This is a genomic window from Brevibacillus sp. HB1.3, from assembly GCF_013186635.1.
Taxonomy (GTDB): domain Bacteria; phylum Bacillota; class Bacilli; order Brevibacillales; family Brevibacillaceae; genus Brevibacillus; species Brevibacillus brevis_D.
The window spans coordinates 49,437-73,571 of sequence record NZ_JABMIT010000012.1; the positions used below are offsets into that span (position 1 = coordinate 49,437).

At 47.4% G+C, this 24,135-nt stretch carries 26 protein-coding genes and 1 pseudogene; 6 read left to right on the plus strand and 21 right to left on the minus strand.

All coding sequences use genetic code 11. The annotated features are described in order from the left end of the window. Positions 1–62: 62 nt before the first annotated feature. Positions 63–179 (plus strand): annotated as a pseudogene (locus tag HPY31_RS29250) (MarR family transcriptional regulator); the annotation flags it as partial. Positions 180–344: 165 nt separating this feature from the next. On the opposite strand, the gene HPY31_RS23600 reads toward HPY31_RS29250, so the two are convergent. The 5 genes from HPY31_RS23600 to HPY31_RS23620 all read right to left on the minus strand — a co-directional run bounded on the left by HPY31_RS23600 (position 345) and on the right by HPY31_RS23620 (position 4,192). Further along, positions 345–815 (minus strand): hypothetical protein, encoded by a 471-nt coding sequence (locus HPY31_RS23600; protein ID WP_172142693.1) that lies wholly within the window; start codon positions 813–815, stop codon positions 345–347. Between the two features lie 74 nt (positions 816–889). Then, positions 890–1,204 carry a hypothetical protein gene (locus HPY31_RS23605; protein ID WP_015892313.1) on the minus strand — a complete coding sequence of 105 codons (315 nt, stop codon included), beginning with the start codon at positions 1,202–1,204 and terminating at the stop codon, positions 890–892. Positions 1,205–1,380: 176 nt separating this feature from the next. After that, the gene (locus tag HPY31_RS23610; RefSeq protein ID WP_172142694.1) at positions 1,381–2,817 is read right to left on the minus strand and encodes an LCP family protein; all 1,437 of its coding nucleotides are present in this window, start codon (positions 2,815–2,817) and stop codon (positions 1,381–1,383) included. A 229-nt stretch (positions 2,818–3,046) separates the two neighbouring features. Further along, positions 3,047–3,184: a hypothetical protein gene (locus HPY31_RS23615; RefSeq protein ID WP_007717021.1), complete on the minus strand. Its 138-nt coding sequence runs from the start codon at positions 3,182–3,184 to the stop codon at positions 3,047–3,049. A 54-nt stretch (positions 3,185–3,238) separates the two neighbouring features. Next, entirely contained in the window at positions 3,239–4,192 is a 954-nt protein-coding gene (locus HPY31_RS23620) for a carbohydrate kinase family protein (protein WP_172142695.1), read from the minus strand. 228 nt (positions 4,193–4,420) lie between these two features. Here HPY31_RS23620 and HPY31_RS23625 point away from each other — a divergent pair, with 228 nt between their 5' ends. Next, positions 4,421–5,638, plus strand: coding sequence for an MFS transporter (locus HPY31_RS23625; RefSeq protein ID WP_172142696.1), 1,218 nt, complete (start codon positions 4,421–4,423; stop codon positions 5,636–5,638). Between the two features lie 72 nt (positions 5,639–5,710). Here HPY31_RS23625 and HPY31_RS23630 read toward each other — a convergent pair whose 3' ends face one another. The 7 genes from HPY31_RS23630 to HPY31_RS23660 form a co-directional block, all read right to left on the minus strand. Then, complete coding sequence (locus HPY31_RS23630; RefSeq protein ID WP_172142697.1) at positions 5,711–7,780, minus strand: YecA family protein; 2,070 nt, start codon at positions 7,778–7,780, stop codon at positions 5,711–5,713. A gap of 81 nt (positions 7,781–7,861) precedes the next feature. Then, positions 7,862–8,137 (minus strand): hypothetical protein, encoded by a 276-nt coding sequence (locus HPY31_RS23635; protein ID WP_015892318.1) that lies wholly within the window; start codon positions 8,135–8,137, stop codon positions 7,862–7,864. Next, a complete protein-coding gene (locus HPY31_RS23640; RefSeq protein WP_172142698.1) occupies positions 8,134–9,129 on the minus strand; it encodes a hypothetical protein in 996 nt (331 codons plus the stop codon). The genes HPY31_RS23635 and HPY31_RS23640 overlap by 4 nt, the downstream gene beginning before the upstream one ends. A 166-nt stretch (positions 9,130–9,295) precedes the next feature. Continuing rightward, positions 9,296–10,858, minus strand: a complete 1,563-nt coding sequence (locus tag HPY31_RS23645; protein ID WP_172142699.1) for a YcdB/YcdC domain-containing protein — start codon at positions 10,856–10,858, stop codon at positions 9,296–9,298. A 123-nt stretch (positions 10,859–10,981) separates the two neighbouring features. After that, entirely contained in the window at positions 10,982–11,929 is a 948-nt protein-coding gene (locus HPY31_RS23650) for a 3'-5' exoribonuclease YhaM family protein (RefSeq protein WP_172142700.1), read from the minus strand. Positions 11,930–11,948: 19 nt separating this feature from the next. Continuing rightward, positions 11,949–12,467, minus strand: a complete 519-nt coding sequence (locus tag HPY31_RS23655) for a YkvA family protein (protein ID WP_015892322.1) — start codon at positions 12,465–12,467, stop codon at positions 11,949–11,951. Continuing rightward, the gene (locus tag HPY31_RS23660) at positions 12,460–13,089 is read right to left on the minus strand and encodes a DedA family protein (RefSeq protein ID WP_172142741.1); all 630 of its coding nucleotides are present in this window, start codon (positions 13,087–13,089) and stop codon (positions 12,460–12,462) included. The genes HPY31_RS23655 and HPY31_RS23660 overlap by 8 nt, the downstream gene beginning before the upstream one ends. Positions 13,090–13,299: 210 nt before the next feature. Between HPY31_RS23660 and HPY31_RS23665 the strand changes: the two genes are divergently transcribed. Continuing rightward, positions 13,300–13,785 (plus strand): DUF2062 domain-containing protein, encoded by a 486-nt coding sequence (locus tag HPY31_RS23665; protein ID WP_041749548.1) that lies wholly within the window; start codon positions 13,300–13,302, stop codon positions 13,783–13,785. Between the two features lie 63 nt (positions 13,786–13,848). Here the strand turns inward: HPY31_RS23665 and HPY31_RS23670 are convergent, their stop codons facing one another. The 3 genes from HPY31_RS23670 to nadE all read right to left on the minus strand — a co-directional run bounded on the left by HPY31_RS23670 (position 13,849) and on the right by nadE (position 15,715). Next, a complete protein-coding gene (locus tag HPY31_RS23670) occupies positions 13,849–14,070 on the minus strand; it encodes a hypothetical protein (RefSeq protein ID WP_016742422.1) in 222 nt (73 codons plus the stop codon). A 64-nt stretch (positions 14,071–14,134) separates the two neighbouring features. Further along, complete coding sequence (locus HPY31_RS23675) at positions 14,135–14,959, minus strand: MBL fold metallo-hydrolase (protein WP_172142701.1); 825 nt, start codon at positions 14,957–14,959, stop codon at positions 14,135–14,137. 3 nt (positions 14,960–14,962) lie between these two features. Beyond that, positions 14,963–15,715 (minus strand): NAD(+) synthase, encoded by a 753-nt coding sequence (gene nadE / locus HPY31_RS23680; protein ID WP_015892327.1) that lies wholly within the window; start codon positions 15,713–15,715, stop codon positions 14,963–14,965. 132 nt (positions 15,716–15,847) lie between these two features. On the opposite strand from nadE, the gene map reads away from it, so the two are divergent. From map to HPY31_RS23695, 3 genes are all read left to right on the plus strand, one after another. Next, complete coding sequence (gene map, locus HPY31_RS23685) at positions 15,848–16,594, plus strand: type I methionyl aminopeptidase (RefSeq protein ID WP_172142702.1); 747 nt, start codon at positions 15,848–15,850, stop codon at positions 16,592–16,594. 179 nt (positions 16,595–16,773) lie between these two features. After that, a complete protein-coding gene (locus tag HPY31_RS23690; RefSeq protein ID WP_172142703.1) occupies positions 16,774–17,799 on the plus strand; it encodes an LLM class flavin-dependent oxidoreductase in 1,026 nt (341 codons plus the stop codon). A 14-nt stretch (positions 17,800–17,813) separates the two neighbouring features. Continuing rightward, complete coding sequence (locus HPY31_RS23695) at positions 17,814–18,410, plus strand: TetR/AcrR family transcriptional regulator (RefSeq protein ID WP_172142704.1); 597 nt, start codon at positions 17,814–17,816, stop codon at positions 18,408–18,410. 65 nt (positions 18,411–18,475) lie between these two features. Here HPY31_RS23695 and HPY31_RS23700 read toward each other — a convergent pair whose 3' ends face one another. The 6 genes from HPY31_RS23700 to HPY31_RS23730 all read right to left on the minus strand — a co-directional run bounded on the left by HPY31_RS23700 (position 18,476) and on the right by HPY31_RS23730 (position 23,976). Next, complete coding sequence (locus HPY31_RS23700) at positions 18,476–18,655, minus strand: hypothetical protein (RefSeq protein ID WP_172142705.1); 180 nt, start codon at positions 18,653–18,655, stop codon at positions 18,476–18,478. An 800-nt stretch (positions 18,656–19,455) separates the two neighbouring features. Continuing rightward, positions 19,456–19,806 (minus strand): PspC domain-containing protein, encoded by a 351-nt coding sequence (locus HPY31_RS23710; protein WP_016742416.1) that lies wholly within the window; start codon positions 19,804–19,806, stop codon positions 19,456–19,458. 116 nt (positions 19,807–19,922) lie between these two features. After that, positions 19,923–20,543 carry a flavin reductase family protein gene (locus HPY31_RS23715; RefSeq protein WP_172142706.1) on the minus strand — a complete coding sequence of 207 codons (621 nt, stop codon included), beginning with the start codon at positions 20,541–20,543 and terminating at the stop codon, positions 19,923–19,925. 19 nt (positions 20,544–20,562) lie between these two features. Then, the gene (locus tag HPY31_RS23720; protein WP_172142707.1) at positions 20,563–21,723 is read right to left on the minus strand and encodes a homogentisate 1,2-dioxygenase; all 1,161 of its coding nucleotides are present in this window, start codon (positions 21,721–21,723) and stop codon (positions 20,563–20,565) included. Between the two features lie 25 nt (positions 21,724–21,748). Next, entirely contained in the window at positions 21,749–22,666 is a 918-nt protein-coding gene (locus HPY31_RS23725) for a fumarylacetoacetate hydrolase family protein (protein WP_172142708.1), read from the minus strand. A gap of 389 nt (positions 22,667–23,055) precedes the next feature. Further along, on the minus strand, positions 23,056–23,976 hold the full coding sequence (locus HPY31_RS23730; protein WP_172142709.1) for an RluA family pseudouridine synthase: 921 nt from the start codon (positions 23,974–23,976) through the stop codon (positions 23,056–23,058). Positions 23,977–24,135: the final 159 nt, after the last annotated feature.

A 24,135-nucleotide genomic window follows, 5' to 3' on the forward strand; every position in this document is an offset into this window, starting at 1 on the left:
TTTGCCTTCGTTTATATAGACGACAGCCAAGGGACATAGTTCCAATCCTAGTATTTCGTGAGATTGAAGACTTTAATGACTCCTTCCAAAAGGTGGAGGACGAAATCACTCAAGTCCTTACCGAAAAAGAAAAGCAAACCTTGAAGGAATTGTTGATTAGAATTAATGAACGCTTATAATTGCGGTTGGAATCTGTATCGAAAGTCGCTTGGAAACGATAGTTGAATGACAAGAATGGCGGACACATACTATACATGTATAATAGATGTCCGCCATTTATTGTCTTTTTTCAATTTAGGTCTTGATAAGATTAAGCCTGAGCTTTTTGCATGGACAACCGTTTTTTATGTGCCGAGTTTGACGAGTATCCCCAAATCCGCGGAAAATTTTGCGATGGTTTCTGTAAATGCCAATTCCTCCGCTTCTGTTCGCGGCATTTCCACGACAAAGTGATAATCCAGCACGACATTTGCTCCTGTCTGCTTGCCAGACTCCACAAAGCGGCGCTTTTCTGTCAACGAGCACTCCGCTACCAAGCTTTTTGCTTGCGTCCATAGCTGTTGAATCTCCTCATCTTGCAAACTATAAGGATAGTCAATTTCCACTTCAATTTCACAGCTGTCCTCTTCCGCAAGTGTAAACAGATGGATGGTAGCCGTTGGTTGCTTCTCGTCCTCCGCCTCGGAAAACGTGATCAGAACCTCTTGCCCTTCCGACTCTTCCAGTAACGAATGATCCGAGCGCAAGACGATATCCGAAATCATTCCATGCGTATGTAACTGTTGATTTAGTTTCTCCACCATAAATTGTAGCACGTACTTTTTCCTCCTGTTTCACCATATTCTCTCGTAGCAGTATAGCACGAGTCCTACAGATGCGAAAAACCCCTTCACGAGGAAGGGGTCGGTGTATTGTTGATATTTTTTTGATTCATGAATTCGGAAAGCCACGCACGACGTACTTCTTTGTTTGGACAGTAGCCTAAAATGTAACTTTCTCCGCGCATATATTTTTCCTTAATCCACTCTTTATGCTTGCGGAAAAAGGCGTGCTGGAAATCAATCGGCATCTGCTGATATTCTTCCAAAGCTGAAGGGTTCTGGAGGAAAAAATCTTCATCGTACACAAACTCTTCATTTTGTTGGCGGCTGATCAGGTACACAAAAGCAATCACCAAGAACAGGTTCACCAAGAAAATCGTCATAGAAATCCCTCCAGTCAGTAATAATTATCTGATTAATCTGTCTTATCAGCATATTATTATTGTACCACGAAATTGGTGTTTTCTAAACCTTTTCCATAAACGAATTTTTAAAAATTTATGATGAATCGACAAATAAAAAACACCCGCTCGTGATGAACGGGTGTTTTTCGTACTCGTTAGGAGTTCGTGCTTGAACCATCTGTAGTTGAAGGACCGGCATCCTGATTGGTCGGCGGGATGATATCCGGCGGTGGAGTAGAGTTATTACCTGGTACAGTTTGTGTTGCATCAGTCGCAGGCTTCTGTGCTCCCTGACCTTGATCTGCCGACTGACCTTGCCCCTCTGTGTTTACGACATCAGGTGGCGGCATTGCGCCTTCATTTGCCATACCATCTTGACCGTCGGTTGGATTCGTCGGCTCTTGTTCTTTCGGAGCCTCCGTTTTATGCTTCGTTGACGCTGCTGATTCTGTCGTTTTCTTCTTGACGCTCTTTTTGTTGCTAGTCGCAACCGCTTCACCAGTACCAAGTATCGGGGAATTGTTGAGCGACGCTACGACGCTCCCTGTCACTCCCATCTCTGATTGCAAGGAACTACGAACAGTCTCGAGCTTTTCTTTTTCGAGATACGTATATCCTCCGCTCCAATAGGCCCCATTATCCAATGCAGTGACCGTAGAGGAATTAAATCCTTTGAAATCGTAGGCCAAGCCTTTGATCTGATCCTTGGAAAGATCGGTATGTATATTCTTGGCGCCTACATCCATGACATTGAATATCTTTGTCAAGCCTTCAAGAGAGGCCGTTTTGTCTACGACTGCCTTGATGACTTCTTGTTGGCGACGGTTTCGGTCGAAGTCACTGGAATAGTACTTCGTTCCACGGTTGTCGTGACGATGTCGTACATAACCAAGTGCTTGCTCGCCATTCAATTTTTGAAGACCTGGCTGGAGATTGATGTGTGTATCGTCAGTTGGATCATCGTATACCAGTCTGCGATCCACATTGACTTCCACACCACCTAATTCGTCAATGACTGCTTTGAAACCATCGAAATCAATGGCTACAAAATGCTCAATTGGAATACCCAGTATTTCATTCAACGTTTTCTTCGTTAAGGAAATACCGTCTTCCGTAACCGTCTGTTTATTGCGCTCAGCTTGCCTGCGTTCTGCTTCGCCATTGGCATAGACAGAATTGATCTTATGGTAGTCGCGATAGCCCGGGATCTTGACGCGTGTGTCCCGCGGAATCGATACCATGGTAACCTTCTTCGTCTTCGGGTTGGCAACTGCCACGATCATTACGTCTGTATTCATGGAACCTGTTTCAGGACGGGAATCAGAACCAAGCAATACGAATGACATAGGCTTATCCGAGTAATAAACAGGATCGACATTTTGGGATACTGGCGAAGTAAATCCGCTGTTTGCAGGGTTCGTTACTTCCGTCAGAGTGTCTTCAATTTTCCAATAAATCGCTCCAGCCACACCGCCAACCAGCAGCAAGGTCATCAATGTGATGGATATCACGAGTTTACGTATTTTTCGATTACGGCTCGGCTGTTTCTTTCGAGAAGCTGAAGCGCGTGTTTTCACAACAGTATCTGGCATATGAATCAGTCTCCTTGTTCGCGCACGCTTTTTGACAAAGTAAAGGGAGGCACGATTTTGAATTGTGCCACTCGACAATATGCACCACTATTTTCTTCAGTTGGCAATACTCTGATTCAGGTATTGTACCATATCGTTGTCTGCATTTGTAGAAAAATGTTCCTTTAAACGAAAAGTCCCCCATCTTTTTGTCGATAAGGGGACTTTAGTTGCATATATCATTTTTGGCTTATTGCAAGCCGCGTGGTGCCTGACTAAATCCTTGTACAGGACCCTCAGGACGCTTGTTTTTGGAGCGGTGTGAATCTCCGCCCTGCCGAACATGGCTCTCTTGTTTTCCGTTCACATCATTCGATTTCTTTTCCATGACATACACTCCTCCTCTGTAACTAACGGGTAGTGTACGTCAAGCTATGTATTTTCATTCTCTGCCGAGGATCTGTCTTTCTTTTGCGGCATAGTAATCTTTCCGTGCCAAAAGGACATCGATATCATATCGTCCGTTTCCCTTCGTTCTCATCTCGGCCAGAGCAACGCCGAAAGCAGCTTGTTCTACAAGGGACAACGCTTTGTTTTGCGCATAAATGATACCCGCAGCAAACGCATCCCCCGCGGACTCTCGGATCGGCATAATTGGTGCAGCAAGCCATTTTTCCTCCTGTGCGGTGCACAGCCACAGCCCTGCTTCCCCACAAATGACCATGACCTGATGAATACCTTCTGCCACTAATTTTTTCGCGCATTCTTCCACATCATTATAAGAATGAAGGGATTGGCCACCTAACACTTCCAGTTCATCAATACTCGTGACAAGTATATGAACGCCTTCAAGCAACCCTTTCCATTTTTCTGCTTTTTTCACAGAAACAGGGTCTACGACGATCTTTTTGTCGAGTCTCCTGGCTTCCGTCAAGAATGCCCGCATAACCTCAACCGGAAGATTGGCATCCAGAAACAAGCCTGCCGCCTGTGGCAAGCATTTGAGACCTTGCTGGATAATCTCGGCTGGCCACTCTTCATTTAGTTCCATATCTGCAACAGCCGTGTACAATTCACCGTCACGGTCACGAATAGCCAAGTAGCGCCCAGTCGATTTCCCTGCGATTCGCAACATGCCATGAGTAGCTACTCCACTATTTGCAGTGACCTGTCTTAGCCACTCGCCGTCTGCGTCTTCTCCTACCAGAGCAAACAGCTGCACTTCTTCTCCTAGCCATCCCAGATTTTCCGCCACGTTTCGAGCTACGCCACCTGCCTCTTGATGCACTTCACCCGGATTACTTGTTCCAGGCAACAGTCTAGCAGAGGTGACTCCCTGCACGTCAACATTGGCTCCTCCCACGCATAGCCAGTATTCTGTTATACCTTCCAGCATTCCAGCATTCCCCCTAGCGTTCTGCTCATGGTCTAGTCCATTGTGCTTTTCTCTTTTTTCGACAGCGTCTCCCTTTTTACCTACCTTTTTAAAAACTTCCTGACAGATCAAATCCTTTATTTTCGACCATCATATTCCCAGCATTCATGGATGACGTTCTGTAGAATCCGTGCTACATTGAAAAAACAAAAAAGTAAGTTACGAAAGAAAGGTTGGGGATGAACTGACATGAGTGCCTCGTCGACACCCATTCACTCAACACCCGCAGGGACTGCGGCACCGACTGTCTATCGCATGCTATTTGCCATTAGCATTGCGCATCTGTTAAACGACAGCTTGCAAGCGGTCATCCCTGCTCTGCTCCCTATAGTGGAGAAGAATCTAGCATTGACGTTTACACAAGTCGGAATGATTTTGCTCGTTATGAATCTTACTTCATCTGTTTTGCAACCATTTGTCGGTTACTACTCTGATCGCAAATCGATCCCTTTATTGCCACCACTGGCTTTGATCGTATCGGGATTGGGGATGCTGGCACTCGCTTTCTCCGGTAATTACTATTTTGTTCTCGCAGCAGTTGCCTGTGTCGGGATTGGTTCAGCCATCTTCCACCCAGAAGCCTCACGCTTCGCCCACTTGGCATCAGGTCCTCGCAGAGGGCTGGGGCAATCCATTTTTCAGGTGGGGGGAAATGCCGGGCAAGCACTCGCTCCCTTGATGACCATCCTGGTCTTTGCGAACCTGGGACAGCCAGGAGCCGCCTGGTTTCTGCTGCCCGCGCTATTAGCTAGCGGCATCTTGCTCTATGTTGCTCTCTGGTATCGTGGGCAACAGCGTTTGAAAAAGGCTACTGCCGCACCTGTCACGTATACGAATCTGAACAAGCGGCTGATTGCCTTAGCCCTCCTGATTGTCATCGTCAGTGTGCGTTCCTGGATGAATGCTGGCTACCAAAGCTTTTACCAGTTTTACTTGATGTATGTGAAAGATATGGAGTACGCCAATGCCCAGCTCGTCATTTTTGGTTTTCTTTTCGCAGGAGCGGTTGGGACATTTTTTGGCGGACCGCTGTCTGACCGATTCGGAAAAAGGAACTTGCTCATCATTTCCACACTCGGTTCACTTCCACTGACATTACTGACGCCTTACGTCTCCGGATTTTGGGCCTTTCCATTGCTCGTGATCAGCGGCTTTATCATGCTTTCCAGCTTCTCCGTCACAGTCGTATACGCGCAGGAGCTATTGCCTGGCAAAATCGGTACCGTATCCGGACTGATTATCGGGCTTGCCTTTGGAATGGGCGGCATGGGCGCTCTCGTATTCGGCTATCTCGCCGATCTCTACAGTCTGAGCTTTGTCATTCTGTTATGCTCGTTCCTCCCGTTGATCGGATTTATGGGCTTTTTTCTGCCGAAAGACAAGACACTTCGCGAATGGGCTCACTAATCATACCAATGAAAAATCAAAACAAAAAACCCGAGGACACGACTCCTCGGGTTTTCTTCATGTTAAAAGGATCTAAACCAATACACCTGTTGGTGCGCCCAGCACTTGGGCAATGACTGGCGGATACACCTCAGGCGTACCATACAGTCTCCAAGTACCGTCCTCACCTTGACCGAATACGCCATGGATCAACCAATCTGCTGCCAGCATCGCACCCAATTCAGCACCAATAGACAGCTTGATTGTCTCGCCATTCGCACGTTTTGCCGTACAACCAGATGAAGTGATCTCTTGCACGAGCATGGATTCTTCCGTGATATCCTTAATCGTCATCGGGTTGCTGTAAAGATTTTGAGTCGCTTCTTTTTCCAGCACACCACGCAAGCGATAGGATTCCGGCAATGTTTCCTTCAACTCGGCAAACAATGGCTGCATGACAGGATAAAGCGCGTATGGTCCTTGCTTATCCAGCCACTTGAAGAACGCCGTCAAAACAGACATCAGATTGGTTGCCAACGTTTTGGTCGTTGCGTCCGTGCGTGTGAAAATGTCGTGGACGAGGAAGTATACCAGGTCCTCTCTGCGCAACTGCTCCCATGTGAAAGATGGGCCAAACGCTCCTCTGACGAATGAACGGAAATTGTTCATGACCTCATCGTACTTTTTGACGGTTGCTTCCGACTTGCCATCAGTCATCTCTTGTACGAAGCGATTGATGTCCGCAAGTCTGTCAGGATGTACGGTGTACACACTCTCCGGCAATCCCTCGATCAACGGACGGCGCAACAGGTTATGCACATGCAGGCTGTCATTTGACAACGAGAGGCGCGGACGAAGCATGTCCATTCGGATAAAGCGAGCCAAGCCTTGTCCGATTTTATGATCCTGTTCCATTTGCTCCATCAGCTTGTGGAGTTTATCATGCAGCGCCTCGTTTTCAGTAGCAGCAACCAGAAGTGGAGCCAAATCATCGAGCTGTTCATGGGAAGTAACCAGCCATTTTTCAGCAAAATAGGTTTGGACTGCCCACTGCAATACTTTTGGTGGCAAAGTAGGCTGACTCGTGATAAACAGAGTTCCTTTGGACAAACGAGAGCCCGTTGAAGTAAGAACGCGAATCTCCTCTTCGTTCTCAAATGCAAGCAGCAGTAAAGTCTCAGCGACTTCGTCCAACTGCGGTGCGAACCCTTCCAGAATCAGACTGTTATCCTGCAAAATCACTTCTGCCTGTACTTCGTATAGCTCCAGCAAGGCATCCTTTAAATTCGGGAACAAATGCTCTTCCTTGCGTGTCGCATATACCCATGTCTCACGGGCACCATCCCGCTTTTTCAGCTCAAATGCAGGGTTCGACTCGATTACTTTCAACAGCTGTTTACGATCTGGCATCGCATAAGTACGACGGAGAAGCGAATCTTGCTTCGGTGCTTCTGACTCGCTTGCCGCTTCACCAAATTGAACGATGAAGTGATACAGCTCTGTCGTATAGCTTCTCTTGCTCGTATCTGTCTTTGCTGCTTCTACTTCTGGATGCTGGTGTAACCACTCGAGCAGACTTTCCTTGACATGTGGCTGCAAGATGATACTGCCAGAGAAGAGCATATCACGCAGACCGAGATTCAGCAGGCGCCCTACGATCAATTGTCCAGGGACAACATTCAACGTATTGGCACGAAGCAGATAGTGTTTTTCTTCCGAAATCGGTTGTTGAACCGTGATGACATCACGATCCACTTCCACGATTTCATAAACATTCAGGTGCAGTCCAGCAAACGCACGGCGAAGATCAGGCTCCATCCGACGTCCATGCTGTTTGATATAGTTCTCAAGCAGCGTGCTTCCACCTGTTTTGACGTCCAATACACACCAGTTGAAGAAATGCGCTGCCCATTCAGGACGTGAGACACTCTCTTGGGTCAAGCCGACTTCTTCCGCAAACCGATTCCGCGCTTCTTGAATCGTCTCGCTGGTTACATTTGCGCCGACAAAATGGTTCAGTCTTTCGACCCAGCCAGCGTATTCTTTTTGCAGCTTTTGCTCGTGGCGGCTACGCAGCTCCGTAATAGGAGTGACTACCCCACAGCATTTTTTGTATTTTTTTCCGCTCCCACAAGGGCACAGTTCGTTTCTTCCTACCGACATAGAGGGTTTGGATCTCCTTTCCATCCCACGCGGCATGCGCGGGGAATCATGCACAATCCCCCTATTTTACCGCATTATTCGTCATGTGTTCAAGTGTTCTCGCTTTGGTTCATGTGCGATACCCACATCCGTGTTGTTGGTTTCCCATTGGACAATAAATTGTTCCAGTCGATTCATCAACCTGACGATGCGCTGCTTCTCGCCCATGCATGCTGAAATAGCAGAGAGTTGGTTCGTGGCAAAAAGCTCCACTACTTCCTTCTCCATTTCTTGAAGGCGAATCCGATAGCCCGCGATAACATCGCGCAGGATGGCAAATCTCTGCTCTAACCGGATCGTAGCCTCAAGTTGACTCATTGTTGTTCACTGGTCGCTAGTACCTGTTGAATGCCAAGTACGATCTGCTCATGCTTATGTTTCTCTTTCATCAGCACTTCTATAGCTTGCATATTGCTTTGTTGAAAATGAGCGACAACTTCTTGGGACATTTCTTGGTTTCTTGTCTCCAAGCGGCTGATAGCTTCTTGCATCAGTTTTTGTACTTCCTCGAGAACTTGCTGGTTGGTAATGGTAGACATAGTAGCTTCCTCCTTGGTAAATAGTTGTTCTTGTTGTGGTTCCACCTGGTGTAAGGGATTCGCTGGTTCTTCCGATGCAATTTCTTCTGAGACGGACTCGCTGTTTCCTATCGATACAGAAGGGGCAGCAACAGCAACCTCGAGGGCCGCCTGCTCTTCCTTGGAATCTTCGCTACGAGCAATGATGTACATGGTATCACCGTCAATGCGGAAGCGGTCATCTTGCGCAGGGAGAAAAGCAGCATCTGAAGCAATTCCAACCTCCTGCTCCAGAAAATGGACTAATGTGCGAGCAGCTACCTGTGTAATACCATTGTCGCGACAAAACGCATACACTTGGTCATTGCCCAAAGTCCACTCTGCCAAAAACCATCTGCTGTCGCCTTGATATTGCACAAAGCGAGGATCGCGTTCCAATTGCAGCATACGAAGAATCTGATTCCAGCCAAACTGCGTTTGTCGACGCAGCTCTGCGACGATTTGCTCAAGCTTTTTTGGTGTTTGGCTATCGCGCAAATAGCGATGAGCCAAGTCGTACACTTGATGTGGCTGGTGAGTGACCTCTACGATCGCCTCTGAGCTTCCAACGCGCACTGGAGACTGCTCCATTTTCAACACTTTATCCAGTACTGTCTCGCAGTCCAGCTCCAAAAAAGCATTCAGCTCATTCGCTTCCATCCGGGAGCAGATCTCCGTACGTGGAAGGGAGCGCTCACCGGGCCGGAATACCTTTTTTACAATACTTGGTAGGGTATAAGTTGGCCGTTTCATTGCACTTTCTCCTTCTCGTGATCGGCATTGTATGCCAAATCAAATGGGAATCAAGAAGTTATTCTACAAAAAGAAAAAAAATCCTACCTGCCTTGAAGTGTTTATGAATTCCGATAATGATGAAAAGGAAAACCCGACATGGCTTCTACACCATATCGGGTATCGGTTATTGGGTAGCTTTCCATTCCAGCCAAGTTTCCTCCACCGCACCCGTTGCAGCATCGATCTGCAAAGACTTGGTATTCGTTGTTGGTAAATAAGCCAGCTGCGGCAGTTTCGCTGAATGCGTCCCTACCTTCGGATACCAGTATGCCAAGCGTAGATTTGCTTCTTTGACATACGCATTCTTTGCTTTCTCATCCTTGACAATACCGTCTTTACTGATGGTAGCTGGTATGGACGGCAGTTCATTTACTTGTGCAAGGACTACATTGCCCTTCTTCCCGTCCACTTCCAGATAGAACAATGGCCTCTTGGTAGGGATACCGTCAATCTCAGGATGAAAGGCAAAGCTGCTAATTGGCCGTACCAGATTTTGATCTGCCCAACCCGGCAGATTTTCTACAAGACTCGTCTCCTTTACGAAGAAGGTTTGTTCTTTGGACAATAAGTATTTTTTCACAAATTGTACGGCGATGTCTTTTGCCTCATCATGCGTGAGCGGCTTCTCAGGCTCCTTTTCTACGGGACCATCCAGCTTGAATTCAATGGGTGATTTTGTTTTACGGTCGAGCGTAATCCACGCGCTTTGATACGAATTCGCATTCCATTCATGACGATCGATGTCGCTGTTTTTGTACTTTTTGTCTTCTTTTACATTTTTGTACGTGCGTTGATTCAGCCTCAAGCCAAAATCCTTTTCGAGCATCTGCTCCATTTTTTTCGTCTCTCGCCAGACGCCCATGTCTGCTGTTCCTTTGATTTTCATCGTCTCATTCGTTGTTTGATACACAGACGAAACTTCTTCACCAGTCAGAGCATCTATCGTTGGCAATTGGTCAGGCACGTAAACAAGCTTGCCTGCTGACTCATCGTAGACCAATTCCAAGGATACCTTGTCTTGCCACTCCTTCATTGCCTTTTCAAGCGGTACAGCCTTGCTTGGGTCCGCTACTTCTTTTGCGGTAGGAAGCTTTCGCTTTTCTTGCTGAAAATGGACAACCTGCCCCTTTGCGTCAACCATGACCCGTGCTGTCTCTTTGTCCACCCATGTGTTGTTCAACTGTGGGTAGACACTGACAACCGCCAGATGATCCAGCTCAGATGCACGATCGTAAGAAAGCATCGCTTGCGGGGAAATAACATGGTCAACTGCTATGTAATTCCGAATAAAGTCCACAGCCTTTTGATAGGCTTCCTTTTGATTGATTTTGGTTGTTTTGTCCCGATTCACATCATGCAGGACAAAACTGGTCAAATCTCCCTTTGCATTTGTGGAGATAGTGAGCGTCGTATTCGTGGTAATAACACTCTTTCGATCCGAAAGATGAATGACATACCCCGAATTGCTTGTCCCTCCGTAAGAGTCCACATGAAGGCCTTTCATGAGAGGCACGTAGTCCTCTTTCAATTCTGTTAACAAGTGGACAATGTCTTCTGGCAACTGAATAGGCTCCAGACTCGCTTTGCCATCATACGCATAAGAAGACAACGGATGCAGAAGTGCCACTGGTGTCGTGACCATGCTGACTGCCAACACAAACATGGCAGCTCTGTTTCGCTTTTTCACAGGAATACCTCCTCCTTACAAGACATTACTGGTAAGACGAGCATCCTGCAAAAACGTTTCTGATTTATCTAAAAAAAGCCAACTGCTTCGTTTTGCTTAGCAGTTGGCTTTTTGTTCCATCGATTAATACCCGCGCCAGACTTTTCGTCTAAGCACGCCAGCGTACGCCCATTCCTCTTCTTCCGGCATGTCCGCTAGTGTTTGGCTCAAAGCGTTCATTTTGCTGTCGATTTGGTCCAGGTAATGGAACATGACAGCTGTAGGCGTTTTTCCAGATACAGCACTGCCCCAGCCGTTCTCTACCTCTCCATGATGACTCAAAATGCAATGCTTTAAGTGCAGAACCTCTGCGTCCCCTAAAGAAATATCTAGCTTACGGCAAATGCCGCTTACCATCTCGACTCCCATGACCAAGTGACCAATTAACTGACCTGGTGTGGTGTAATCCGGAGCGATGGGGTCAGATAGCTCGTACAGTTTTCCGATATCGTGCAAGATACAAGTCGCAATGAGTACATCCCTGTCTACTTGTGGATACAGTGGCAAGAGACTCTGCGCCGCCGTCAACAAAGAGACAATATGCTCGAGCAAACCGTGATAATAGTTATGGTGCATACGAACGCCAGCCGGATAATGGCGAAGGCGTTCGTGAATCTCCTCTGTTGCCAGCGCCTCTTGAATAATGGCCTTGAGTGTGGCACTCTGCATGCTGTCAACCGCATGGGTCAGCTTTGTCCACAGTTCATCTACTGGAACTGGCGAGATCGGAATGAGCGATTCCATCTGAACTTCGTCTGATGCCGCAGCCGGTCTGATTCGTTGAATCACCAGTTGCTTTTTGCCACGGTACATTTGGACAGCAGCATCAATCTTCACAACAGATTTGACGTTAATCCATTCCTTCATTTCCGCATTGACATCCCACAGCTTTGCCATGATCGTACCGGAGCGATCTCCCAGCTCCAGATTCAAGTATTCACTCTGATTACTCGCTACGCCCGCTTCCTTGCTTTTTATCAGGCAAAAAGCGACAACACGCTCTCCCTCTTGATAATCCAATAAATATTTCATCTATATGTCCCATCCTAGCTTATTTTTTTCGGAACAGGGTTTCTTCCAGCTTTTTCACTATTTTCTTGCCAACTAAATCATCCGCTGATCGAACCACCTTCGTAATGACAGCCAAAAGGTCTTCTTCGCCATTCCAATGCTCACGTACAATCGATTCATCGATATCCACCAAAATCTTGCGCAAAGCATACACAGCCAAAATAACGTCATCCACTAATCCGAATCCGCCAACTAATGCCTCTGGAATAAAATCAATCGGGGTAATGAAGTAGGCAACCGCTACACCCGCTAACGCTTTTGATTGAACTCCTACGCGCTTGTCTAGCATAAGACGAGCCAAGAGAACAAACAAATCTGGTGCAAGCAATATAAAGTTGGCTACAGAATCATTGATTCCCTTGTCTCTAATGAACGTTTCGATTTTCTCACGCAATTTATCATAAAAACGCTGATGTTTTTCCGGTAATACGACAGGAACCAGTTCCGTTGGCTTGCGAACCACAGGCAGTAGATTTTCGTTGCGGTTTTCTTCACTCATTCTGATCCCTCCGTAATTGCTTTTTTACATTCGCCTTGTGTCTGAAATACGACCAAGCTGCGATCAATGCCAGCAAAGCGATAAAGAAGATCGCCAGGTTACGGGCAATCAAATCAAACAGCTCATCCCAACGTTCTCCTAATTGCCAGCCAAGCGTCACAAAAAGCAAGCTCCAAAACAGCCCACCCAAATAGGTATAGAGCATGAAAGTCGGAAATGGCAATCGCGTGATCCCGGCAAAATAGGCCGTAAACTGACGGACACCAGGGATGAAATAGCCAAGCGGAAGCGCCCATTTTCCGACGCGATTAAACCACTCTTCTGTTTTTTTGTAAACGGTATAGCCCATCCCCAATTGTTTCCCATATCGCTCGAGAAAAGCGTAGCCTAGCGTTCTGCCGATCCAGTATGCTGCCGTCATCGCTGTAACGGAACCGAGAAAGCAGACAAAAAAGGTAGGCCAATATTCCAATTTTCCCGTTGAAACAAGGAATCCTGAAAAAACAAGCAGCGTTTCTTCTGGCAAGGGCATCCCCAAAATTCCTAGAAAGAACAATCCAAACAAGGCGCCATACCCATATTGCGCAATATAATCACCGAAGGTTCCCATTACACCTTCCACAAATGTCACCACTTTTCCAGCAAGCTACCCTCTTCCATTATGCCAAAAGAAAGGCGCATTCACAAATAAGAGCTCATATGACAACTATTAATTTTTGCCAACTTGGAGATACTCTACAACATCAACACAAAAACGAATCCAGCCTCACCATTCGCCATACCCTTAGGGGATTTTACGGACAAATGACTTGGAACAAACGAGGGAAGCACGTTGTGGAAAAAAGCATATCGAAAGCTAAAATTCGAATACTACAAGGTACTGAGGATGAAAGGGGCTCCAGCTTTCGTCGCCCGCGGATTTTCGCTCGGAATCTTCATCGAGTTTATTACACTACCTACTTTCGGCCTCGCGTTCCTATTGCTTTTCCCACTCTGCAAGCTGTTTCGCGCCAGTTTTCCCGCTGGTTTGGTTGCGTTTGTCATAGGAAAGCTCATCTTACCGCTTTTCATTCTTTTCAATTACAATATTGGATACGTGCTGATTGGCAAACCGTTACAAGGACATTTGAATCATCACGAGTCTGGGATGCCATGGCTTGTCTGGGTGAAAGAAAAAGGACTTGTCTATTTTACAGGAAGTGCCATCATGGGGCTGATTGTCGCGTTCGCGAGCTACTTTCTCGTTTTAACTGGCCTTCAATTATATCGTCGCAAGAAATTACGGCGCTCATTACCTGAGGAAAGTCCTCCCCCTTAATTGCTCGAACGAAAAAGACCGGTCCGACATTCGCTGTCAGTCCGGTCTTTTTTGCTCGCAATGTTATGCAAAGTAGCCTTGATCGTGCAGATGCTCCATGATTTCGGCAACAGTTTTGTCTTCATTCAAGAGCTTCACGGTTACTTCCACTTGCTCTGGGGACAAACCGTTCGCTCCGAGGCTTTCCTTGATCAACACGTCGTTAGGGCGACGGAAGTACGTTTGCAACGTACGCTTCACACGTCCTTCCAGACTTGTTCTCAGCATCAATTCAGTTGTAGACATCTGTTCCACCTCTTTCCTAGAAAGATTTGCGTAACCCCTATTATCTTATAAAACCGTGGAATAATCAACCTTTCCGCAAAATAGCTTCCTTGCATAGTTGATCCCGGTTTTGGTCATGGGCTGAACGGAGATGTTCATCAATCGAAACACCATCATACGTCAATTGGGAAAACTTTTCTCCCAGTATGTCTTCCCCTACGTTATTAGCGATACCCTCAAAAACAACGGCACGTGCATCCAATAAGTACTGACGATCCCGTTCAATTCGATGCAGGATTTCCTCGCGTCCTTTTGCAGGTACGCCGTGTCCAGGAATGATTTCTTCTACTTCTCCTTGAAGAACCAACCGTTCGATTTTTTCCAGACTGTCCAAATAGGCACTGCTGTCATCGATAAACGGGAACTCCAAATTGGATAGCATGTCTCCGACAACAAGCAGCTTCTGCTCCCGGAACAAGGTCGCCATCTGATCGGGTGTATGTCCTGGCACAGGCAGGAAAAAGACTTCCTCCCACTCTTGTGCATCCTCCACAAGCTTCGTGAATTTCGGCATTCCTACTTCATACGATCTGACCACGTAATACGACCCGTCAAACTTTTTGGCCTTGTTCAGCTTAGCCTCGATCCGTCCATCGGTCAGAATTTCCTTTTGTGCAATGACTGTAGCATCCGGAAATTTGCCGACTCCGACAACATGATCCCAATCTCCGTGAGTTAGGACGAGAACGAGCTCCCTTCCATTCCTCTCACTCTGCACATAGTCAGAAATCGCCTCTACCTCATGGGGAAAATACGCCGGATCAAACAAGTAAATACGTTGCTCGGTTGAGACTACTGCACTTGTCGTTTGCCACAGACAACTTGTAAACAACCTGTAGATCTCTGCCATATTTTAAATACCTGGCATAATGTTGCGCTTATGCTCAGAGATTCGATGCAGGTAATCAATACGTTCTTTGGCTTCCGGTCGAGTTTCCCCTGTAATCAGCAAACGATCCAGATCCTCATAAGTGAAGCCCATCTCCTGTTCATCCGTCTGCCCTTCCCACAAATCAGCAGAAGGCGGCTTCGTAATGATCTCTCCAGGCACCCCGAGCTCAGCAGCAAGAATTCGCATCTCATGCTTCGTCAGGCTAGCTACTGGGTTAAAGTCAGCAAGACCGTCTCCACCTTTTGTCATATAGCCAACATGAATCTCGCTGCGGTTGCACGTATCCGCTACCAAGTATCCTTTTTGGTTAGCGATGGCGTACAGCACTGTCATGCGCAAGCGAGCCTTTGTATTTCCCTTTGTTTTGTCATCAAGCCCAAGTACACCTTCGATAGCAGGAACCAAAGCATCGTAGGCTGCCCCTACATCTACCGTGTGCAAATTCATTCCAATCGCTTCAGCAAGTTGCTTGGAATCTGTTTCATGAACGGTTTGCGAGTATGCAGGCAACCAAACGCCAATGACGCGTTCAGAGCCTAAGGCACGCACACACAGCGCTGCTGTAACGGCACTGTCAATTCCACCAGAAATACCGACGACTGCACCGCCGAGGCCATTTCCATCAATTTGCTCACGAATAAAGGCAATACGTTTTTCCACGTCTTCTTTTACATGAATCTGGTAGTTCGCCAGATGTTCTTGAAACTTGTCCACGCTACCTACCCCCAGGGTTGATTATTTCTTCCTCATCCTACCATGCCGTTTTCGGTGTGGCAATTGGCGCAGAACGGCACTACACTATATACTATAGAGAGATCTTGACTAACGAGGAGAAGGAGAGAGTCGATGATTATCCTCAAGACACCTGAAGAAATTGAACTCATGCATGCAGCAGGCAAAGTTTTGGCTGCTTGTCATCGTGAGATTGCCAAAATGATTCGTCCAGGCATTTCTACCTGGGAGATTGATCAATTCGTAGAAGAATTTTTGGCTAAAAATGGCGCGACCCCTGAGCAAAAAGGGTTTCATGGATATCCCTATGCCACATGTGGTTCAGTCAATGATGTCATCTGCCATGGCTTCCCCAAAAAAGAGCCTCTGCGTGATGGCGATATCGTCACAATCGACATGGTTGTTCGAAAAAATGGTTGGCTGGCTGACTCCGCTTGGTCTTATGAAGTGGGAACTGTGTCCCCGGAAGCGAAAAGACTGCTGGAAGTCACTGAAAAATCGCTGTATCTCGGTATTGAGCAAGCTGTCGTAGGCAATCGGATCGGTGACATTTCCCATGCTATCCAAACGTATGCGCAAGCAGAAGGCTACTCTGTCGTGCGCGATTTTACCGGACATGGTATCGGTCAGGAAATGCATGAGGAGCCGTTCGTTCCTCACTTTGGCCCTCCTGGCAGAGGACAACGCCTCAAAGAAGGCATGGTCATTACCATTGAGCCCATGCTGAACATCGGGACGTACCATGCGAAGGTCGATGAAGATGGTTGGACAGCACGTACACGAGATGGGAAGCTGTCCGCTCAATACGAGCACACACTCGCTATTACCGCGAATGGACCTGTTATCTTAACAAAACAATAAGGAAGTACGAAGAGCCCTTGCATTGTCAGGGCTTTTTCTTTTTCTCCCAATGTGCTCGGTCGCACATCCAAGTGTTGACATCCCTTCTGCCGCTCCGTATGATGCAAGTACGTTTTGTTACTACCCAGTAACAAAATTATCCGACCAGCAACCGCTAAGCACAAGGAGGGTTCCAACCCATGTCCGATACAATCTCTTCTAAGCCACTTCGAGAGATTCCATTGTCCGTTCTCGATTTAGCACCCATTACGGAGGGTAGCACTGCTGCTGAATCGTATAAAAACAGTCTCAATCTGGCGCAACAGGTGGAGAAATGGGGCTTTACACGTTATTGGCTCGCCGAACACCACGCAATGCCCAGCGTTGCCAGCTCTGCTACTTCCGTTCTCATTGGTTACATTGCCGGCGGCACTAGCAAAATCCGTGTAGGTTCAGGCGGCATTATGCTGCCCAACCATGCTCCACTCGTGATCGCCGAGCAATTCGGGACACTGGAGTCCCTCTATCCAGGCCGGATCGACTTAGGTCTAGGACGCGCACCCGGGGCGGATCAACGAACAGCACGTGCGCTGCGCCGCGATTTGCGGATTGGTGGAGAGGATTTCCCGGAGTTATTGGAGGAGTTGCGTGAATATCTTCGTCCACGAACAAGCGAATCGGCATCTGCTATCCGTGCTATCCCTGGCGAAGGTCTGAACATCCCGATCTGGTTGCTCGGCTCCAGCGATTTCTCAGCGCGACTAGCAGGTATGCTCGGATTGCCGTTTGCTTTTGCGGGGCATTTTTCACCGAACTTCACCTTGCCTGCCTTACAGACGTATCGCCATTGTTTCCGCCCATCGGAAGTGCTGGCTCAGCCATATGCCATGGTTGGCGTCAACGTGATGGCAGCCGATACGGATGAGCTCGCGAATCGACTGGCTACCTCCCATTACCAGGCATTCTTAAATCTCGTCCGCGGTGATCTCAAGCCAATCCAACCACCTGTGGACAATATGGATGAGCTCTGGAGCGAATTCGAAAAACTGTCTGTCCAAGCACAGCTGCGTTCCTCCATTATTGGTAGCCCTGCCACTGTGAAAAGCAAACTACAAGAGTTGCTCGATGCTACAGGAGCAGATGAGCTCATGATTACGACGCAAATGTACCACCATGCCGATCGTGTGCGCTCTTTTGAAATTGTCGCCGACGTCTGGAAGTCCTAAATGGAGGATGGTATATGACGGAAGCAAAACGGCCTCGCGTTCCTCGTGAAAAAGCACAAGAGATCATCCTGAACGCTGCTGAGGAATTGTTTTATCAAGAAGGGATCCATGCCGTCAGTGTAGACGCTATTGTCGAGCGTGCTGGAATGAATAAGATGAGCGTCTATCGGCAGTTTTCCTCGAAAACAGACCTGATTCTCGCCTACATGAAGCGCAAGCAAGACGTTTTTTGGCAAGAGTGGGAAGAGAGCATCGCCAAACATCCCAATCAGCCACGAGAGCAACTCATTCAGTTTTTTGCTGATCTGGCTGCGCGCGCGTCCAACGAGCAATTTCGCGGCTGTTGCTTTATCAATGTAGCTGTCGAGTTTCCTGATCCGGTTCATCCCGTTCGCGAGTTGGTTTGCTCTCATCAGAAACGTATCCGCGACGCTTTTTTGGAACGCACGACAGCCCTTGGCGCTGCTCATCCGTGCGAGCTGGCCTATACGCTTATCTTGTTGATGGAAGGTACTTACGCGGATAGCCAGACGTACGGAACCGATAGTTCAGCGATCCGCATGGTTCCTGCCATCGTAGAAAAAGTTTTGGACCAAGCGCTTCCCAATTAAAAAAGTGGCTCCCTGCCTTCTTCTGGCAGTTGCCACTTCCTCTTTTTTTCGATCATACAGCTGTTTTAGCGCTGAACGCTGGTCGCATACTTGTCTTGTTTAGACGTCATTGCTTCTAATTCTTTGACGTCTTGTTCCAAGTCATGGATGTCTTCTTCAATCAGTTTTTTCAGATGTTGCTTTTCCCGCAGGATTTTGCGGGTTTGCTCCAAACGCTGATTCAAATCGAACACGCCGAGATACACTGCTTTTCCCTCCCTATGTAGGTTTTCCACCTTACATGTTATGCAGCGATCGCCAGAAGTTGCTGACCATTTTTTTGTGGGATCAAAATTAGGCAAACCGGAAAGAGACTTCTTGTGGCTTTTACCTGAACGAAACGCTCGGTAATCAATAAGGCCATTATTTCAGAGAAAGCAAATAATAACGTGGAAGCGGCGAGACCGAGCAAGCCGATCAAAAGCATGGTACGTCAGCCAACCCGATTTGATTGGCCAATAATCAGCGTGCAGCTATGAGATGATTCCTGAATTTATCAGGGGTCATCTTTTTTATGTTCGTCAGTTTTTTCTGTTTCGACTCATTTTCACTAACCTCACTTATTTCTCGTTAATAAATCGAAACACAAAAACCCGATAGACAGTCACTTTTTTCAAGGTATCTGTCTAGCGGGGCACCGTTCATCTTATACATTAATCAAACATTTAATAAATGGTACTACTTTTTTATGAAGCTTGACACCAAAAGCAGAATTAAACCTGGTAGAGATGTGTAGTACCACGCTTCTTTTGGAGCAATGCCCAATGGAACAACTACTCCTGAAAAAAGTAACACTATACCCAGAATTCCTATTAGTCTTTTTTTAAGAATCATTAAATTTCTCCTTCAGATATCCCTGTCCAATTAACCGAAGTATTTCTTTTTCTCTTCTACTGAGTAGGAACAATTCATGATGATGAAAACGCAAAAACCCGTTAGACGGTCACTTTGTTCAAAGCATCCACCTAACGGGTCACCCTTCTGCCCTGGAAGTCTCTTATTTGCTTTAAAGTCCTTTGTATTTGCCCAATTCTTCGCGCAGGCGATACACTTCCTGTACCAAAGCACGCTTCTCCAGACGGTCAATTTCCTGATCCAAATCGTTCATGCGTGCATGTCCACTATATGGCCCATCATGCATCGGGAAACCGTCAGAAGCGTATGACCAATGCGGTTCTTTTGGCATGATCATCGCCATCAGCAAGTAAAGCAAAATCGGTACTCCTGTAAAAACAGTAAGAACGACAACTCCTATACGTACCAACGTAGAGTCAATGCGCAAAAATTGCGCAATCCCACCACAAACTCCAAATAACCGTTTATCATGATGCGAACGGTATAGTCGTCTTTCCATCATTGCTTTCCACCCTCTCTACAGTATCCGCTTGCCTTGTATCTACAGGATACCCGATAGGCGATTGCGGTAAAATGGTCCGTAGAGGGATTTGTCCTCCGTCGCTGGACGGAGATCAATCATTTGACAGGTGGCTCATAAACGGGGCGGGGACGATCAAACTGTTCACCCAGAGTCGCATACGTATGGCCCGCTAATCTGCTAACGGGTGCATATGCTGTAGCATCAATCCGTCCTGCATGATACAGCTCATCCGCTACATGTACATGCACCACTTCCCCGATAATCAAATCCGAAGTCGTCGGACTACCTAATTCCACAATCTGATGCAGCTTGCACTCAAAATGAATGCGGGATGCACGAAGTCTTGGCACCTGGACATGAACGGATGGTGCGATTTCCAGCCCCACTGCCTCTACTTCACTGATCTCTGGCGGATAATCGGCAGAAGTCTGATTGACCGCATCCACATTGTGTACGTCTACCATATTGACCACAAATTCTCCCGTTTGGATGATGTTTCGTGCCGTATCTTTTGGGACACTTCCCGGCTTGCGCATGACGGCAACCGAAACCATCATCGGTTCAATGCTGGCGACATTAAAATAGCTGAAAGGTGCGGCATTGACGATCATTCCCTCCCCTAACGAGGTGACCCAAGCGATCGGCCTCGGGACGATGCATCCGATCAAGAGCTTGTATTTCTCCTGCCGTTCAATCTCGTGTATAGCGATTTCCATTGCGTTTTTGCACCTCTTCCTATTCCTTCGGTGGCAACCAGCTTGACATGTATGCCTCATCTTCAATTTCCAACGCTTGCTTTGTAACGTGAAGCGGGTTGAATGTGTCCAGCATGACAGCCAGCTCCTGCGTTTCTTTTTTCCCAATGCTCGCCTCTACCTTGCCTGGATGCGGCCCGTGTGGAATCCCCATTGGATGTAAGGTGATCGAACCCTCGTAAATACCTTTTCTGCTCATAAAATTACCATCTACGTAGTATAACACCTCGTCACTTTCTACATTACTGTGGTAGTAAGGCGCAGGGATCGCTTGCGGGTGATAGTCGTACATCCGCGGAACGAACGAGCAGATGACAAAGTTTTGACCAGCAAAAGTTTGATGGACAGGTGGCGGTTGATGAATGCGCCCAGTAATTGGTTCAAAATCATGAACACTCAGTGCATAGGGATACAAATAACCGTCCCAGCCCACGACATCAAACGGATGGAAGTCAAAGAAGTAGCTGTAGACCACGGATTGGCGTTTGACGCGCACCTCGAAGTCTCCGCTTTCCACATGCGTCTCCAATTTTTCTGGCAAACGAATATCACGTTCGCAAAACGGTGAATGTTCCAATAATTGACCGTGTTCGTTGCGATAACGCTTTGGTGGCACGATCTCATTCTGGGACTCGATGACGAGGAAGCGGCTCTGTTCTGAAGGTACAATCCGATAGGTCGTGCCGATCGGAATGACGAGGTAGTCACCCGGCTTGTAAGTGAGTGTGCCGAAAATCGTTTGCAGCTCTCCCTCGCCCTGATGGACAAAGACGACTTCATCCCCATCCGCATTGCGATAAAAGTAATCCATCGGCACTGTCGGTGCGCAGACTGCCATGACGACATCGTTATTCCCCAGCATGTAGCGACGTCCAAAAATCGGGTCCCCACCCGGCTTAACATCAAATGTTTTAAAATGCTGATGCGCTAAATTAGCCTGCTCCACATATTCCAAACGGACGTCTGCGTATTTGCGCGTCTCCCTCACTTGGGTAGGCGGATTGTGGTGATACAGAATCGATTGAATCCCAGAAAACCCTTTGGTTCCCATTACTTGCTCGCGGTACAGTCCCCCATCCGGCTTGTAAAACGTCGTATGCCGCTTTTGTGGAACTTCCCCCATTCGATGATAAAAAGCCATACGTTCCTTCCTCCTTTTTTCATCCCTATTCACAAATCGTATTGCGAAGCACACCGAGGCGTTCCACCTCTAGCTCCACTACATCACCTGGCGCAAGCCAAGCATACTGCTCTGTCCCCAGCTCCAAAATGCAGCCAGTCCCTACTGTCCCCGACCCAATAACATCTCCAGGATACAAGGAGCAATCCTCCGAGGCACGGGCAATCATTTCAGCAAATGTATAGTGAATGTCTTTGAAGTTTCCTTTTGAATACTCCCTACCATTAATGCGTGCCACCATCTCTAGATTGTAGCGGCTGCCCTTTTCACCTGTGAGGCGTACATCTGCCAGCTCCTCGGGTGTAACCAGCCACGGTCCCATGGACGTTGCGAAGTCTTTACCCTTAGCAGGTCCTAAACCGACCTTGACCTCCTCCCGTTGTATATCCCGGGCACTCCAGTCGTTTAAAATACAATATCCTGCGATGTGCTCTTCCGCTCGTTCAACTGAAATGTTTACTCCTGCTTTTCCAATCACGCAGGCAATTTCCAGCTCATAGTCCAGCCACTCGGTTGCTTTGGGTCTGCGAATATTCGCTTGCGTCCCTGTAAAAGCTGCTGCATTCGAAAAATAAAAGACGGGAAAGTGATACCATTCGGGAATCATTGGAAGTCCGCGTTTGGCTCGCGCTGTCATCACATGGGCCTCGAAGGCGTAAAAGTCACGAAAGCTGGCAGGACGTGGTAGTGGCGAACCTAGCTCGACCTGTTCCAAATCCCAGCCATCCTGTGCCTCGTATGCTGCTTGGAGAACAGGTAACCAGTCCGCCCAATCCTCCAGCAAACCTAGCACTGTACTTGGCGCCCCCGGACATGCATGTGCAATATCTTTGACTTTTCCTTCGTGCAAGAGCCCCGCTCGCCAAGCATCCCTTTCCCTTTCTCGATAGGAAACCAGCTTCATGAAACCCTCTCCTTCTCTTGGGCAATAAGAAAACCTATATCGATGCTTGCTCAAGGATGAGCGACCACGTATTAGCCGAATGTTTTACGTAATATCGGAAAGAAACCCGAAGAGGTTTATGCTTTCCGATATGATAAGAAAACCCAGCTCACCCCCAAAGCAATTCCGGTGCATGACAAATAAAAAGGGAAGCCCTCTTTGTCAAAACGATCCGAAACAGGCATCAGGCGCAAGCTGGGTCTAGTCTGCTACTGAAAAAAATCTTTTCGGGATTTTCCCCCGCAGACAGCCAGCTATTCACTGTTATGTTTCCAACGTTTGTAACGAATTTCTTCTATCATATCGAAAACGCTTACAGCTTTCCAGAGGGAAATGACGAAATTTTTCGCCTAAGTCATTTCCTTGCACAGATAATCAGGAAAAAATTGCTGGGCTAGCTGCTCCATATCATTTGGCAGAGGCTCCTCCCAGCTCATCGCAAAACCGCTACGCGGGTGGACAAAGGATAGCCCCCATGCGTGCAAAGCTTGTCTGCCGATATGCTCCCGTTCTCCTCCGTACAGATCATCTCCGGCAAGTGGGTGCCCTTCATTGCTCATATGTACGCGAATCTGATGCGTACGCCCCGTCTCTAGCTTCACCTCGACAAAACTCATTCCTTCCCCTCGGGCAAGCACACGATAATGGGTAACAGCATTCTGCCCATCTGGCCTTACCTGTCTGGTGATAAACGAATTTTCCGCAAGGCCAATCGGCGCATGAATTGTACCTTCGTCTGACTCCACGATTCCTTGGACAATAGCCCGATAAGTCCGCTGCAACGTCCTGATCTGCTGCATGCGGCTGAATTGTTCATGCGCCCATTGATTTTTCGCTACGATCATCAAGCCTGATGTATCCTTATCCAAACGGTTCACCGCCCGGAACTTTCTGTTCTCGCCACGCTTTTTCCAATAAGCAATCATTCCGTTTGCCAAAGTGCCACTGGGATGATTTCCTGTCGGATGAACGACCAATCCCGCTGGCTTTGCGATGACCATCAAATCCTCGTCCTCGTAACGAATGGAGAGCGGCATGTCCTCTGGAGCAACAGTCTCTTCTGCTTCTTCTTCAACCATGACTGCTATTTGATCACCGGCTTGCAATTTTTCGTTTACAAATACGAGAACGCCATTCCGTGTAATGGAGCCTTTAAACTTGGCACGAATGAGCAAACGCCGCGATACACCATACCGCTTTTGCAGAACTTCTCGCACGGTTTGTCCTGCATCTGCCTCATCAACCGTGAAGCTAATTAATTCTTCCAGCATGTTGTCTCTCCTTTAAGTCTTCGCTCCTCCTCAGTATAGCACTGTGATTAATTCCATTAATACGGTAATTAATCGAAATATAAGCTGGTGTAAATATTGTCCTCTTTTAGTTCATTGTTCTAAACTGCCCGTTAGCGTAATGCGTATCTGGCTTCCTCC

Bases quoted from the DNA above. Each gene is read 5' to 3' on its own strand.
- HPY31_RS23605 (WP_015892313.1), bottom strand. From the start codon at position 1,204: ATGACGATTTTCTTGGTGAACCTGTTCTTGGTGATTGCTTTTGTGTAC.
- HPY31_RS23610 (WP_172142694.1), bottom strand. From the start codon at position 2,817: ATGCCAGATACTGTTGTGAAAACACGCGCTTCAGCTTCTCGAAAGAAA.
- HPY31_RS23615 (WP_007717021.1), bottom strand. From the start codon at position 3,184: ATGGAAAAGAAATCGAATGATGTGAACGGAAAACAAGAGAGCCATGTT.
- HPY31_RS23620 (WP_172142695.1), bottom strand. From the start codon at position 4,192: ATGCTGGAAGGTATAACAGAATACTGGCTATGCGTGGGAGGAGCCAAT.
- HPY31_RS23625 (WP_172142696.1), top strand. From the start codon at position 4,421: ATGAGTGCCTCGTCGACACCCATTCACTCAACACCCGCAGGGACTGCG.
- HPY31_RS23630 (WP_172142697.1), bottom strand. From the start codon at position 7,780: ATGTCGGTAGGAAGAAACGAACTGTGCCCTTGTGGGAGCGGAAAAAAA.
- HPY31_RS23635 (WP_015892318.1), bottom strand. From the start codon at position 8,137: ATGAGTCAACTTGAGGCTACGATCCGGTTAGAGCAGAGATTTGCCATC.
- HPY31_RS23640 (WP_172142698.1), bottom strand. From the start codon at position 9,129: ATGAAACGGCCAACTTATACCCTACCAAGTATTGTAAAAAAGGTATTC.
- HPY31_RS23650 (WP_172142700.1), bottom strand. From the start codon at position 11,929: ATGAAATATTTATTGGATTATCAAGAGGGAGAGCGTGTTGTCGCTTTT.
- HPY31_RS23655 (WP_015892322.1), bottom strand. From the start codon at position 12,467: ATGAGTGAAGAAAACCGCAACGAAAATCTACTGCCTGTGGTTCGCAAG.
- HPY31_RS23670 (WP_016742422.1), bottom strand. From the start codon at position 14,070: ATGTCTACAACTGAATTGATGCTGAGAACAAGTCTGGAAGGACGTGTG.
- HPY31_RS23675 (WP_172142701.1), bottom strand. From the start codon at position 14,959: ATGGCAGAGATCTACAGGTTGTTTACAAGTTGTCTGTGGCAAACGACA.
- map (WP_172142702.1), top strand. From the start codon at position 15,848: ATGATTATCCTCAAGACACCTGAAGAAATTGAACTCATGCATGCAGCA.
- HPY31_RS23690 (WP_172142703.1), top strand. From the start codon at position 16,774: ATGTCCGATACAATCTCTTCTAAGCCACTTCGAGAGATTCCATTGTCC.
- HPY31_RS23695 (WP_172142704.1), top strand. From the start codon at position 17,814: ATGACGGAAGCAAAACGGCCTCGCGTTCCTCGTGAAAAAGCACAAGAG.
- HPY31_RS23710 (WP_016742416.1), bottom strand. From the start codon at position 19,806: ATGATGGAAAGACGACTATACCGTTCGCATCATGATAAACGGTTATTT.
- HPY31_RS23715 (WP_172142706.1), bottom strand. From the start codon at position 20,543: ATGGAAATCGCTATACACGAGATTGAACGGCAGGAGAAATACAAGCTC.
- HPY31_RS23720 (WP_172142707.1), bottom strand. From the start codon at position 21,723: ATGGCTTTTTATCATCGAATGGGGGAAGTTCCACAAAAGCGGCATACG.
- HPY31_RS23725 (WP_172142708.1), bottom strand. From the start codon at position 22,666: ATGAAGCTGGTTTCCTATCGAGAAAGGGAAAGGGATGCTTGGCGAGCG.
- HPY31_RS23730 (WP_172142709.1), bottom strand. From the start codon at position 23,976: ATGCTGGAAGAATTAATTAGCTTCACGGTTGATGAGGCAGATGCAGGA.